The sequence below is a fragment of the Companilactobacillus zhongbaensis genome (assembly GCF_003946515.1).
GTDB classification, from domain to species: domain Bacteria; phylum Bacillota; class Bacilli; order Lactobacillales; family Lactobacillaceae; genus Companilactobacillus; species Companilactobacillus zhongbaensis.
Window position 1 is genome coordinate 19,757 of sequence record NZ_RHOM01000014.1, and the last position, 14,807, is coordinate 34,563.

At 38.7% G+C, this 14,807-nt stretch carries 9 protein-coding genes, 1 tRNA gene and 1 other annotated feature; of the genes, 6 read left to right on the forward strand and 4 right to left on the reverse strand.

Annotated features, from left to right (window positions below; all coding sequences use genetic code 11):
• Window positions 1-71: 71 nt before the first annotated feature.
• Window positions 72-1,568, forward strand: coding sequence for an MDR family MFS transporter (locus EKM69_RS07280; RefSeq protein WP_125709653.1), 1,497 nt, complete (start codon window positions 72-74; stop codon window positions 1,566-1,568).
• Here EKM69_RS07280 and EKM69_RS07285 read toward each other — a convergent pair.
• Window positions 1,488-2,156 carry a phosphatase PAP2 family protein gene (locus EKM69_RS07285; protein ID WP_125709655.1) on the reverse strand — a complete coding sequence of 223 codons (669 nt, stop codon included), beginning with the start codon at window positions 2,154-2,156 and terminating at the stop codon, window positions 1,488-1,490. The two genes, EKM69_RS07280 and EKM69_RS07285, sit on opposite strands and share 81 nt — an antisense overlap.
• A 79-nt stretch (window positions 2,157-2,235) precedes the next feature.
• On the opposite strand from EKM69_RS07285, the gene EKM69_RS07290 reads away from it, so the two are divergent.
• The 3 genes from EKM69_RS07290 (at window position 2,236) to EKM69_RS07300 (ending at window position 8,666) form a co-directional block, all read left to right on the forward strand.
• A complete protein-coding gene (locus EKM69_RS07290) occupies window positions 2,236-3,639 on the forward strand; it encodes a glucosaminidase domain-containing protein (protein ID WP_125709657.1) in 1,404 nt (467 codons plus the stop codon).
• Window positions 3,638-3,850 (forward strand) — a binding site (T-box leader). It overlaps the preceding gene by 2 nt.
• A gap of 38 nt (window positions 3,851-3,888) precedes the next feature.
• Window positions 3,889-6,306 (forward strand): leucine--tRNA ligase, encoded by a 2,418-nt coding sequence (gene leuS / locus EKM69_RS07295; RefSeq protein ID WP_125709659.1) that lies wholly within the window; start codon window positions 3,889-3,891, stop codon window positions 6,304-6,306.
• 764 nt (window positions 6,307-7,070) lie between these two features.
• Complete coding sequence (locus EKM69_RS07300; RefSeq protein WP_164505893.1) at window positions 7,071-8,666, forward strand: putative polysaccharide biosynthesis protein; 1,596 nt, start codon at window positions 7,071-7,073, stop codon at window positions 8,664-8,666.
• 123 nt (window positions 8,667-8,789) lie between these two features.
• On the opposite strand, the gene EKM69_RS07305 is transcribed toward EKM69_RS07300, so the two are convergent.
• Window positions 8,790-9,638, reverse strand: a complete 849-nt coding sequence (locus EKM69_RS07305; RefSeq protein WP_125709663.1) for an NAD(P)H-hydrate dehydratase — start codon at window positions 9,636-9,638, stop codon at window positions 8,790-8,792.
• A gap of 58 nt (window positions 9,639-9,696) precedes the next feature.
• Here EKM69_RS07305 and EKM69_RS07310 point away from each other — a divergent pair.
• Window positions 9,697-9,780, forward strand: a tRNA-Leu gene (locus EKM69_RS07310).
• A 506-nt stretch (window positions 9,781-10,286) separates the two neighbouring features.
• Here EKM69_RS07310 and EKM69_RS07315 read toward each other — a convergent pair.
• Both EKM69_RS07315 and EKM69_RS07320 read right to left on the reverse strand, forming a co-directional pair.
• A complete protein-coding gene (locus tag EKM69_RS07315) occupies window positions 10,287-10,721 on the reverse strand; it encodes a GNAT family N-acetyltransferase (RefSeq protein ID WP_125709665.1) in 435 nt (144 codons plus the stop codon).
• A 284-nt stretch (window positions 10,722-11,005) separates the two neighbouring features.
• Complete coding sequence (locus EKM69_RS07320) at window positions 11,006-12,466, reverse strand: catalase (protein ID WP_125709667.1); 1,461 nt, start codon at window positions 12,464-12,466, stop codon at window positions 11,006-11,008.
• Window positions 12,467-13,315: 849 nt separating this feature from the next.
• Between EKM69_RS07320 and EKM69_RS07325 the strand changes: the two genes are divergently transcribed.
• On the forward strand, window positions 13,316-14,623 hold the full coding sequence (locus EKM69_RS07325; RefSeq protein WP_263853850.1) for a dihydrolipoyl dehydrogenase family protein: 1,308 nt from the start codon (window positions 13,316-13,318) through the stop codon (window positions 14,621-14,623).
• Window positions 14,624-14,807 lie beyond the last annotated feature (184 nt).

Here is a 14,807-nt window from a genome sequence, read left to right on the forward strand (position 1 = left end):
TAACGAGTACAGAGGCGTTCTTTAGAGTGTATTAATATACTTTAAAGAACGTCTTTTTTTATGGGGGAAATATGAACGAGAAACAAAATCAAACACAGTCACACGTAATGATCGTCACTATCGCGGTCTTTATTGCGACTTTTATGACTGCCATCGAGGGTACGATCGTCTCGACAGCGATGCCAACGATCATCGGTAGTCTGCACGGAGTCAGCTTGATGAACTGGGTCTTCTCAATTTACTTATTGATGACAGCTGTCTCCACACCAATTTATGGGAAATTGGCCGATATGATCGGTCGAAAGCCAGTCTTTATTTTTGGATTAATTTTATTCGTCATAGGATCAGTCTTATGTAGTTTATCCAATTCAATGTTTACCTTGATCCTTTCGCGAGTAGTCCAGGGATTAGGTTCTGGTGCTATCCAGCCTTTAACATTTACTATCATTGCCGATATTTTCCCACTAGAAAAAAGAGCAAAAGTATTAGGATTAAACGGATCTTCATGGGGGATCGCCGCAGTTATCGCACCGCTGTTAGGTGGTTTCATTGTAGAAAAATTAAGCTGGCATTGGGTATTTTTGATCAATTTACCGATCGGTATTATCACTATGATCTTGATCTGGATCTTTTTCAAAGAGGAAAAACGAGAAAAGTCCAAGGTCAAAATTGATTATATCGGGACAACGTTATTGATCTTCGTATTATTGCCGATCATGCTAGCTTTACAATTTATTGGAACTAGTTCGGCTTGGTTACCGATCGGCTTAGTGGCATTATCAGTCATTTCGGTTTTCATTTTCATTCGTTTTGAACGAAAAGTCAGTGATCCAATCTTGCCACTTAGTTTGTTTAAGAACAAAACTTTCGTGATCCAAAACGTAATTGCCTTACTGATTGCCGGTTTTTTGATCAGTTTTGAAGCTTACATCCCAACCTGGATGCAAGGTATTTTAGGCTTGAGCCCATCAATGGGTGGATTTGCGGTTACGCCTAGTTCAGTAGTTTGGATCTTTGGTTCATTTTGGGCTGGAACTTTGTTGAAAAAATATGCTCCTAACCGTGTGATCTACATTAGTTTGGTCTTCTTAGCCATTGCTAACGCCTTACTACTATTTGCCCACGTAGGAACACCATTTATTTACTTCTTAGCTTTAGCAGCCATTGCCGGAATGGGATTTGGCTTGACCATCACCACAACAACGGTAACAGCGCAAACGGTCGTTCCGGCCGAAAATGTCGGTGTAGCCACGAGTTTCAATACTTTGCTAAGAACCATTGGCCAATCATTGATGGTCTCTGTTGACGGTATTATTTTGAATACGGCTTTAGCTAACGGTGCAGCCAATAATAAAAATATTACCGTGGATATGATGAATAAGTTGATCGATCCACAAACAGCTAATCAATTACCAGCTGAATTGATGCCAAAAATGCGTCAGATCTTATTCAGCGGCTTGCACAACATTTACGTTGCTGGAGCAATTTTATTGGTCATCGCCTTGTTGCTTAATGCCTTTGAGATCAAGAATAAAAATATTCTTACTGCGCATGAACAAAATGGTTAAAATTAACACGACTAAGGCTAATAAGTAGCCACCAAAAACGTCACTCGGGTAGTGGACACCTAAATAGATCCGACTAGCACCGATGATGATGATCATCAAAGTTGCTAACGTCGAAACGATGACGCGGCTACTAATTTTTTTGAAAACAAACCAACAAATTATTAATAATGGAATATAAAGGCTTAATGCAGATGAGCTGTGACCGCTAGGATAACTGAGACTACTTTCGAAGACAAAGTGATGGTGATCAGGTCGAGGACGTCTGATTAAGTCTTTTATTATGGTATTCAAAGTTACGACGATCAATTTGTTACTAGCTAGAAAAATCGCTGCGTAGTAGTATTTTTTCACTATCAAGATAATGACTAGAGCGACTGAAATGACGATCGTCCAAAAAGTCCCACCGATGTTGGTCAAGAATTTAACCTTAGCTAATAAGTTTTGAGTGTGATTTTGATAAAACAAGTCGATGAAAAAATTGTCGAAATCATGGATTAAAGCCGCATTGGTGGCGACTAAATAGGTCCATAATATAAATAAAATTATTAAAATAATTTCGGAGGTCCATAAAAACTTTTTGGAGATCATTTATTTTTACCTTCTGTATTGTTTAAATTTTGTTTAAGAAATATAATAGTACTAATGTATTAAAGGGGGTGTTGTGTAGATGACTATTTCGCGTCGAGAACGCAAAATTGAAGAAAATAAGTTGTACCGCCAAAACTCAAGAAAACAGGCTAACGCCAATTTAAAGAAGAACATGACTATTTTAGGAGCAGGTTTATTCTTTAGTGGAGTTACTGCGCAAGCTACAACTGCTCTAACAGAGCACAGAGTATTTGCGGACACTTATGCAAACGACACCAACGACCAAACTACTGATACTACTACCACAACTAATACGGGAGTAGGGATGTTGACCCCACGTGGCGTTGGTGACCAAAGTTTTATTCAATATATTGGCAACTCAGCTCAAAAGCTAGCTGGCAATAATGATTTATATGCTTCAGTTATGATTGCACAAGCAATGATCGAAAGTGGATGGGGAACTTCAGGACTAGCTAGTGCACCTAATTACAATTTATTCGGTATTAAAGGTGCTTACAAAGGAACTGCCGTTAACATGCCCACTCAAGAAGACGATGGATCAGGTAATTTGTACTCGATCCAATCTGACTTTAAGAAATATCCTTCTTACAAAGAATCTTTGGAAGATTATGTTTCTTTGATCAGAGGTGGCGTTTCCGGTAACCCACAAATGTATGCGAGAACTTGGAAGAGCAACACTAGTTCATACAAAGACGCAACTGCCTTCTTGACTGGTAAGTATGCTACAGATACTACTTATGCTGATAAATTAAATAATATCATCGAAAAGTATAACTTAACTAGATTTGATGAAGCTGACTCCGACGAACAAAACGAAACTTATGTTTTTGCTCAAGGAGACACGCTTCAATCAGTTGCTGATAAGTTCAACATTACTTTAGAAACATTGATGAGATTAAATAATTTGAAGACTTCCAGTTATGTTTATCCTGGCAAGACTTTGATCGTTAACCAAGTGATCACACCAGCTGGAACAACCGATAGTGACACCGAAGCTAACTCTGATCCAGTGTTAGTTAATACTTCTAACGTTGTTGATGACAACGTTGAAGCAACATCTAATAATAATGTTTATGGTGATCAACAAGCACCGATCATTGTTCAAGATGAGACTAATGGTGTGACAGTTTATGATCCATCGCAAGCTACTGACCAAGTTGCTGTCAACATTTCAAGTAATGACACGAACGTTGCACCAACTAATAACACTAGTGCTGATCAAACAAATGATGTTCAAAGTAGCGTACCTGATCAAAATGTAGCTGCTACACAGGCTGCTACATCGAATAATGACGATACTGCCAACACGCAAAGTGCTTCTGTACCAGAATCGATTACGGTCAAAGCTGGCGATACTTTGGATAGTCTTGCTCGTCAATATAACACGACTGTTGACCACTTAAAACAAATTAATAATTTAGATTCTAACTTATTAGTTGTCGGACAACAATTAAAGTTGTAATATGTATGTCAAAGGAAATAGTAAGATCAAATTGATTTTTCAGAAAGTGCATGGTCGTTGTGAATGCATATTCAATTGATCTGAACTCGTCCACTAAGTTTTTGGAAGCTGAACTAATAGTAAGCTGCCACGATTGGTCCATGTTACGGATTTCAAGCGTCACTCTTATTTGAGTGGAACTTAGGTGGTACCGCGATAATTCGTCCTATGATCATAAGATCATAGGACTTTTTTTATGGAGGAAAAGGTATGTCGTATAATCACAATGTCGTTGAGAAAAAATGGCAAAAGTACTGGAAAGAAAATAATACTTTCAAGACTGGTACAGATAAGAACAAGAAGAATTTTTATGCATTGGATATGTTCCCATATCCATCTGGACAAGGACTTCACGTAGGTCACCCAGAAGGATACACCGCTACTGATATCGTAGCTAGAATGAAACGTATGCAAGGTTACAATGTGTTGCATCCAATGGGCTTTGATGCCTTTGGGTTGCCAGCTGAGCAATATGCTTTAGATACTGGTCATAATCCAGCTGATTTCACAGAAAAGAATATCAACAATTTCAAGCGCCAGATCAATTCATTAGGATTCTCATACGATTGGGATCGTGAAGTTCAAACGACTGATCCTAAATTTTATAAGTGGACTCAATGGATCTTCGAACAAATGTACAAAAAGGGTCTCGCTTATGAAGCTAAAGTACCAGTTAACTGGAGTCCTGATCTAGGTACAGTTGTTGCTAACGAAGAAGTTATCGATGGTAAGACTGAACGTGGTGGTTATCCTGTTTATAGAAAACCAATGCGTCAATGGATGCTGAAGATCACAGCTTACGCTGACAGATTGTTGGATGACCTCGATTTGATCGACTGGCCAGAATCTATCAAAGAAATGCAACGTAACTGGATCGGTCGTTCAGTAGGTTCTGAGATCGATTTTCCAGTTGATGGAACATCAGAAACAGTTCAAGTATTCTCAACTAGACCAGATACGATTTTTGGTGCAACTTACATGGTCTTAGCTCCAGAACATGATTTAGTTGATAAGATCACAACTGATGGTCAAAAAGCCGAAATCGAAGCCTATAAGAAAAAGATTGCTAATAAATCTGATTTGGAAAGAACTGACTTGAACAAGGATAAGACAGGTGCCTTCACTGGTGCATATGCTGTTAACCCTGTTTCTGGTGAAAAAATTCCAATTTGGATCTCAGATTATGTTTTAAGTACTTACGGTTTTGGTGCAGTTATGGCTGTTCCTGCTCATGACGATCGTGATTATGAATTCGCTAAGAAATTTGACTTGCCAATTACACAAGTTATCGAAGGTAACATCGACAATGCAGCTTATACAGGTGATGGCAAGCATATCAATTCCGACTTTTTGAATGATATGGGCAAAGATGAAGCTATCGATACGATGGTTCAATACCTTGAAGATAAGAAGATCGGTAAGAAGAAAGTAAACTACAAGTTACGTGATTGGCTATTCTCACGTCAAAGATACTGGGGTGAACCAATTCCTGTTATCCATTGGGAAGATGGCGAAACTACTTTAGTACCTGAGGACGAATTGCCACTAGAATTGCCTGCAGATGACAATATTGCACCTTCAGGAACTCCAGAAAGCCCACTTGCTAACTTGACTGACTGGGTAAATGTCGTTGATAAAAACGGTCGTAAGGGACGTCGTGAAACGAATACAATGCCACAATGGGCAGGTAGTTCATGGTACTACTTAAGATACGTTGATCCACACAATGATGAAAAATTAGCTGACTACGACTTATTGAAACAATGGTTGCCAGTTGATCTATACATCGGTGGTGCAGAACACGCTGTGCTTCACTTGCTTTATGCTAGATTCTGGCACAAGGTATTGTACGATCTAGGCGTTGTTCCAACTAAAGAACCTTTCCAAAAATTATTCAACCAAGGGATGATCCTCGGTGATAACCATGAAAAGATGTCTAAATCAAAAGGTAACGTGGTCAACCCTGATGATGTTGTTGAATCATACGGTGCCGATACTTTGAGACTTTATGAAATGTTCATGGGACCTTTGGATGCTTCAATTTCTTGGTCAGAAGATGGTTTAGCAGGTGCCAACAAGTTCTTGGAACGTGTTTGGAGATTGTTCATCAATAACGATGATGACAATACAGTTAAAACTGACTTCTTGACCGACGATAACAATGGTAATTTGGATAAAGTTTATAACGAAACTGTCAAAAAAGTGACAGATGACTTGGAATCACTTCATTTCAATACAGCCATCTCACAAATGATGGTCTTCGTAAACGAAGCTAACAAGCAAGATACAATGCCTAAGCAATACGCTGAAGGCTTGATCAAGATGCTTGCTCCAATTGCTCCTCACATGATGGAAGAATTGTGGAATAAGTTAGGTCATGACGAATCGATCACTTATGCTGCTTGGCCAGAATTTGATGAAAGTAAACTTGTTTCCGATACAGTTGAGATGATCATTCAAGTTAACGGTAGATTACGTGATAAGCTTGAGTTACCGGTTGATATTGATAAGGAAAAGGTTAAGGAACTTGCTCTTACTGATGAGAAAGTTCAGAAGTTCTTGGATGGTAAGGATGTTGTGAAGGTTATTGTTGTGCCTAATAAGATCGTTAACATTGTAGTTAAATAGTTTTAAATTGAGCTGGTCTATTTGGATAGATCAGCTTTTTTGATGGGAGGTTCACTGCCGGTTCTGCGGAAGGGTTCCGGGAATTGCGACCGTGGAACGCCATGGGCACCACTCTGAGCTATCCGGGAAGTTCGCCCGGACATCTCACAGCTGGGCCTTCCACTAAGCTCCTTCGTCGCTAAGTGGAATTTCATGGCTGACGGTCGAATTCCCTCCACCCTCCCGCAGAACCTAGGGTAGTATAACTATCTTATTTTTGTGGGTGGGGACGGTACTTAGTTTTGTTTGCTTAAACTGTTTTAATTTAGTTTGTGGTACTGATTTTTTGATTATTCTTACGATTTTTATTGAGTGATTTATCTGTTTAATATTTCTTTGGGATATCATCGGTTGCTAGTTAGTGCTAACTAGTTCTTGTTAGTGTTAATTTGCGTTGTTTTGTTATATCCGTTTTCTTTCTAGTGTTACTTGGGTGGTGCACTATTGTTTTTTCTTCTTTTAAGTTGTTTTTAATGATGGTTGTTTTTGGTTGACTTGTTTTGCTGGGGACTGTATTTTTTTGTTGATGGTTGTGGCTCTTGATTTTTTTGGGGATTAAGAGTAATTTTAAGGTTCTGAGTTTATAATTATTTTTGAGAGTCGCTTTAATTTTGGTATAATTGTTGAGATAGTTTTTAAGGTGGTGCTAATTTTTGAACAAGGATAAGCAAGATGGTCAAGAGGCTATTCCGGTTTTGAATCCTGAGGCGTCTAGTCAAGATACTATGTTAAAAGGTTCTGTCTGGATGACTGCTGGGAGTATTTTTTCTCGGGTGCTTGGTGCTATTTATATTATTCCTTGGATGGCTTGGATGGGGTCTTATTATCCTTCAGCCAATGCTTTGTTTGCCAAGGGTTACAATATTTATAGTTTGTTTTTGATCATTTCTACTGCCGGTATTCCTGGTGCTATTTCTAAGCAGATTTCTCATTACAATGCTTTGGATGAGTACGCTACTGGGAATCGGTTGTTTAAACAAGGGCTGAAAATAATGGCCTTGATGGGTATTATTTTTGGAGCCATTATGTTTTTTGGTGCTTCAGCTATTGCCTTTATTTTTACTGATGGAGATCCTAATAGTATCCCCGTTATTAAATCACTAGGGATCGCTGTTTTAGTTATTCCTATTTTGAGTATTTTGCGTGGATACATGCAAGGATATTCGGACATGGCACCGTCGGCTATTTCACAGTTGGTGGAACAAATTGCTCGTGTGCTTTATATGTTGGCAGCTACTTATTTGATCATGCAAGTTCAAAAGGGTAGTTACGTTAGTGCTGTGACTCAGTCGACGTTTGCTGCATTCATTGGTGCAATTTTTGCCATCGGGATCTTAATGATCTACATTTTTAAAAAGCTGCCTAAGTTGCGAGCTCTTTCTCGTAATGGTCAGCCAGCTTCTGCGATCAATAAGAATTTTGCCCGTGAAATTTTTGAACAGGCTTTTCCATTCATTATCATGGATGCCGGGATAACATTTTTCAATTTGTACGACCAATCGACTTTCCAACAATTTATGTTGATGTTCGTTGATGCTACCAAAGTTCAGTTGGATAACTATTATTCATTGTTTGGTTTCCAGGCTAACAAATTGATCATGATCATCGTTTCGTTGTCGACAGCGATGGCAGTTACGGCCGTTCCGATCCTTTCGGGATTATTCGCTAAAGGTGATAAAAAAGATATTGAAGATCAAATCAGCAATACGCTGGAGTTATTCTTTTTCATCATGATCCCTTCGGCTATCGGGATGTACGCTGTCTCACAACCACTTTGGACGACTTTTTATCGTTATGATGCTTTAGGTATTTCGATGCTACAATTTTCATCGATCATGTCGATTTTACTGGGATTATTTACTGTTTTATCAGCAGTTTTACAAGCATTGTATCGAAATAAATTAGCTATTAAATATTTAGTAATTGGTTTTATTGTTAAAGTGATTATTCAAGTGCCAATGATTGGCTTGTTCCATGAGTTTGGACCACTTGTCGCTACAAGTATTAGTATGGCAGCGATCTGCTGGTTAATGCTTCGTAAGCTATATCAAATTTATCCTTTCAACATTGAACGGACTGAAAACAGGATCAGTGGAATCATCATTTTTTCCATTGTGATGTTTGTCTTCGTCTTGATCATCAATTGGATCGTTTATCGTTTCGTTGGTGATTCAGACCGTATCGTTAGTTTGTTCGTTCTGATTTTTGAAGCTATCGTCGGGGCTGGGATTTTTGGTTACTTGGTTTTGAAGACTAAGTTGGCTGATAAAATTCTTGGTTCTCGAGTTGAGCGGATACGTCGATTGGTAAGGATCAAGTAGGGAAAACAACATCGTGATCGGTGTTGTTTTTTATATGATGAGATACAATAGTGGCGAAATGATTCAAAGGTAAACAAAAAAAGAGGCGATTCCGAAATGTGATATCGGTCGTCTCTTTTTGATTTATTCTTTTTTGTTGGTGACTATTTTTTGCATTGTTTTGGGGATTGCTTCTATTAGTTTTTCAGGAAGCACTACGTAATTCTTTTTGTAGATTTTGTCAGCGATATCGCTATGCAAGAATAGGGCAGCTTCGACTGTGTTTTGAGAGAAGCCGAATTGGCCGACGAAAGCTGCTATTATTCCGGTTAAGGTGTCTCCCATGCCTCCTGTAGCCATTCCTGGGTTGCCGGCGATTATTTGGTTGGCAGAACCTTCGTAGTATACTTCTGAAAGGTGTTTTTTGACTATTAGCAGGGCATTTGGTGCTAATTCGTGTAATTGCTCTAGATTGTTTTTTGGCGATTGCTCAGGGATCTCTAGCTGGGATAGACGTTGCCATTCCCCTTGATGTGGAGTCAAAATTACATTTGCTTGGATTTTTGAAATGTCGATGTTTGCTTGCGCGATTATGGTTAGGGCAGAGGCATCAAAAATGATGGTTTGATCCATATGTGTGTGATCTAGTAGTAATGAAATGAGCGATTCACTGTACTGTGATGTTCCTAAGCCAGGTCCAATCGCTATGACGTCGGCGTTTTTGATGGCATCGATGATTTCAATCAAGTGGTGGTAGTCGATGGTCATTGCCTCAGGGATCCTTGTGTTGATGGCCGAGAACTTTTCAGGGATAGTTGCGACTGTCACTAAACCAGCCCCAGAATGGATCGCAGCGGAAGCGGACATTATTGCGGCACCGCCAAAATTAGATGAGCCCGCGATGATCAAAATTTTTCCATAGTTTCCCTTAAAAGAAATTGGATCACGTGGTGTAATTACTTGTTTTAAGATTGATTTATCTATTTTTTGCATTACATATCCTCATTTTTATGGTATCGTTTTAAGGTAAGCTTATCACAAATGAAGTTTTGCTGCTGTGGCGGAATTGGCAGACGCGCAGCGTTCAGGTCGCTGTATGGGTTTCCATGTGCAAGTTCGACTCTTGTCAGCAGCACTCTTAAAAAGCTAACAAACTTTGATATATCAATGTTTGTTAGCTTTTTTTATGTGTGGCAAATTGATCTGAAAGTTATCAGTGAATAATGGAATGAAAAACAATTGTCAAAAAATAGTTTATCTTTACTTGTGATTTATTTATTTAATCAATACCGCAAAGTGACATTTGCTTTGACAAAAGGTGTTGTTATAGTAATGTATTCGGTTACAAAATATTTGAATAAATTTCTGGTAAATTGAATTATACTTTTAAAAATTAGAACTAATTATTTAAATATTATGAACCTAAATGTGCTATAATTAAAACAATAATTATACAGGAGGGTTTTTACTATGAATAATGGAGCTACTATTTCACAAAATACTGGTGCACCAATGGATTCAATTACACTTGCAAACCCACTATATTTTGTTGAATCATTGTTAGGCACAGTTGCAGGCGTATTCTGTTAATAGTTTGTTAAACAAAAATGGCCGGACACTTTTGAGTGTTCGGCCATTTTTTTATGATTTGATCCAAGTCATTTCTAGTTCTATTTGGTTCGTGTCCTCATCAATGTCACGAGCAGTTTTTCGGAAACCTTGACCGAGATAAAATTCGATTGCTACTTGATTGTTTTGATAAACATGAAGAGTTAGTTTGTCATTTTCTGATTTCGCTTGCTCTAGTAGTTTTCGACCTATCCCTTGGTGTTGGAAATTTTCCATGACAAAAATTCCTGCGATGTAACTATCGACTAAGCCAATAAAGCCCTTGATCTCATTGTTTTCTTGGGCGGTCCAGACGTTGGCTTTTGTGATTTCTGATTTAAAATACGCTAAGTTATCGAGCCAATATTTTTCATCAACAAAATCGTGAGCTGATAGATTCTCGGTCAACCAAATATTAGCTAGAGCTGAGATATTATCGTCAGTGAAGTTCGTTATTTTTTTAATCATTAGTTTTCCTCTAAAATTGATTATATTTCTTACGAGCTAAATTTCCTAGCAAAAAAATAACCCTCTTTTCACGAAGAGGGTCAAGAAACGCATAGGGGGGATTCATATTAATTCCTAATGAGGAGAAACTATCTCAATAAATACGATAATGTAGGGGGATTATCTCAAAAGATAGGCGTGGCTTCCTATCTCCTTTATTGAGAACAACATTATAATAACTTATTTAATGAGGTATATTAGGTTATCTTTAAACAAAAATATTTATAAAATCTGGGTCTGATTTTTTAATTGTTTGTTGCTAGGATGCTATCGATGTTTAGGCCTAAAGCGTTAGCTACTCTAGTTCCGTATTCCTTGTCAGCATCATACATTTGTTTGATTTCTAATGTCTTGATCTCATCATTATCGAATGAACCGAGTCCGTCTTTGATAGTTTCAATCAAACGGTCTTGTTCTTCTTTAGAGTAGAGACGATATAGATCCCCGGCTTGTGTGGTGTAGTCGACCTTGTAGTTATAAGGTTGATTACCTGTTTCTCCTTGCAATTGATCGGGAGCTACACTAGCAGCGTGATCTTCTTTAGGACCATCGAAGGCATTTGGTTCGTAGTTAACTTCGCCACCTTGATTGTTTAACTTCATGTATCCGTCACGTTCATAATTGTGGACTTCAGTTACAGGGCGGTTGATTGGTAATTCTTCAAAGTTTGCACCGAGACGATAGCGTTGAGTGTCCTTGTATGAGAATAGTCGACCTTGCAATAATTTGTCTGGTGAAGCTTCGATACCAGGAACGAGGTTAGCAGGTGAAAAAGCATCTTCTTCAACATCAGTAAAGTTGTTTGAAGGATTTTGATTTAAGGTTAATTTTCCGACTTTGATCAATGGGTAATCTTTGTGTGAAACAGTTTTGGTAACGTCAAAAATGTCCCATTTGTAGTTCAATCCTTCTTCGTAAGGAATAATTTGGACGTACATTTCCCATGAAGGGAAATTGTTTTTTTCGATGGCATCAAACAAGTCGTCTTGCAAGTAATCAGGATTTTGAGCGGCAGCCTTATCAGCTGCTTCGTTGGTCATATTTTTGACACCTTGGTCGGAGATCAAATGGTACTTGATCCAAAATTGTTCGCCATCTTTGTTGACCCATTTGAAGGTGTGAGAACCGTAGCCGTTCATTTCACGATATGAAGCAGGGAGGCCACGGTCACCCATCAAGTAAGTTACTTGATGCAATGATTCGGGTGAATGTGCCCAGAAGTCCCATTGCATCTCATTAGTCCGACGGTTAGTTCTTGGATCACGTTTTTGTGAATGGATGAAGTCAGGGAACTTCAACGGATCATTTACAAAAAATACGGGAGTGTTGTTACCAACGATGTCGTAATTTCCTTCTTGAGTATAAAACTTCACTGAGAATCCACGGACATCACGCACTGTATCAGGATATCCTTTTTCACCAGCTACTTGTGAAAAACGCATGATCAATGGAGTCTTTTTGCCGGCTTCATTGAAAATATCAGCCTTAGTGTATTTGCTCATGTCGTTTTCTAGTACGAATTCACCTTTGGCACCAGCACCTTTTGCGTGAACTACACGTTCAGGAATTCTTTCGCGATCAAAATGTGCTAATTTCTCGATTAGATCATAGTCTTGCATTAGTACTGGACCTCTTGGACCTGCTGTTTGGGAGTGTTGATTGTCTGCCCATGGTTGTCCTGTTTGTGTTGTCAGTTTCTTTGCCATAAAAATGTCTCCAATCATTTAGTTTATTCCGTGATAAACGAAATTATACGTCTATGATTGGATTATTTCATTTAAAAGTCAATTGATGTGCATAAAAATTGTAATTTATTTTTTCGGAAATTAAATTTTTTATTTTTGTGGGGATTGTGGTGGTAGTTTTTGTTGAGGTTCACTGCCGACTCCGGGGCCCGGGGATACAATGAAGGAACGTAAGTGCTGACGCACTTGCGCAACCGAATTTGGTGGTGGCTACGCCACCGAACAACCGAGGTCGGGAACGCACCTGACGCGATTTTGAGCTACCCGGGGAGACCACTCGGGCATCTCAAAACTCGGTCTTATTCTAAGCGATAAATCGCTAAGAATAATTTAGGTGCTGAGGTCTGTATCCCCGGGCCCCTCCGTCTATATAGTTTATAATCTCTCTCTGTTTTGGCCGGCTCCACTCTGGTGTTCATAAGTTGGCACTTTTGGTACTCCTTAGTTTTCACTTGTCTATCTCATCTTTTTACCTCGATAGTAAGATCAAAACCAAAAGCAGAACCAAAACCAAAAGTCAGTCCCAAGCTATTTTTTCTTTATCAAAATAATAATCCATTTGATATACCTAATGATATGTTTTTGCTCATTTTTCTTGGCTCGCTTACTCGTTCCGCGTATTCTCGCGATGGTTGGTTGAGAGGAGAAAGTATTTATTTTTTATGATCGTAAGCATAATAATTGTCTTCAGATTATTTTTGGTTATTATTTAGTTTGTTGATTACGAAATATTAGTTAACGGTTTATGATGAATTTGATGTACCAAATTAAATTGGAGGTTTTCAAACGTCAGAACAATATGATTATCAAGTGTTATATATCGGTGCTGGTCACGGTACTTTTGATGGGGCTATTCCTTTGGCTGCTTCTGGATGCAAGGTGGCTGTGGTTGAGAGTGGTCTTGTTGGTGGGACTTGTCCTAACCGTGGTTGTAACGCTAAGATTACTTTGGATGAACCTGTTAAGGTTATGCGCGAGGTTGAACGGTTGAATTCTGTTTTGACTGGTGAGGTTTCGCTTGATTGGGCTGGTAATGTTGCTCATAAGCAAGATGTTATTGATTCTTTGCCTGCTATGATCACTGGTTTGATGAATAGTGTGGGGATCGATGTGGTGCAAGGTTATGCTACTTTTAAGGATCAACATACTGTTTTAGTTGATGGCAAAGAAATTTCTGCTGATAAGATTGTTATTTCTACTGGGCTTCGTCCACATCGTTTGGATATTCCTGGTGAAGAGTTGACTCATGATAGTGAGGACTTTATGAATCTTAAGGCCCTTCCAAAGAATATTGTGGTGATCGGTTCTGGTTATATTGGGATGGAATTTGCTACAATTGCTAATGCTGCGGGATCGAATGTTACTGTCATGCTCCATTCTGACAAAGCTTTGCGTCGTTTCCAACAACCATTCGTGGAAAAGGTTATTTCAGATATGACTGATCGTGGTATTAAATTTATTCGCGATTCTAAAGTGGCTGGTTTTGAAAAAGCCGATTCTCAAGTGAAAGTTCAGTACGGTGATGGCCAAGAATTGGTAGCTGATTGGGTATTGGATGCTACTGGTAGAATTCCTAATACTGAAAATATGAACCTTGAAAAAATCGGTGTTGAGTATAATGCCCGTGGTATTGTCATCAATGATCATCTGCAAACTTCCGTTGAAAATATTTATGCTTCTGGTGATGTGATCGATTCAGATCAACCAAAATTAACACCAACTGCTATTTTTGAATCAGTTTATTTAATGAAATTATTCTCAGGTAAGACTACAGATTCAATCAAATTCCCAGTGGTTCCTTCAGTCGCCTTCACTTCACCTCGTATCGCTGAGGCTGGTGTGTCCGTTGAAGATGCTGAAAAAGCTGGCTTAGATGTGACTGACTCAGATCTTAGTCAAGACTGGTACTATCAAGTCGATAATGAACAACTTGCTGAAAGTAAACAAGTTCATGATGGGGAAGGTCACTTGGTCGGTATTACTGAAATGAGTGATCATGCCGATGATGTTATTAATAGTTTATTGCCTATTATTGAGCTTAAGTTAGATCCTGATGAAATTGGTCGGATCGTTAGCTTGTTTCCTTCTATTGGATCAGCTGCTTTTGGTCGGATTTAGGGCTTTTATGGAGATAGGAAAAGAGGTAACTCTTGATGTGAGTTACCTCTTTTTTGGTTGGTTTTTTTATTTGTTTGGTGAATGGTCATAACGTAATTCTTTTTACCAAACGTTTCCCACTTTATAGTAGAAACGCGTTCCAGGGTACAGCGGGATCCGGTTTGGAAACTATCGGCAGGAACGA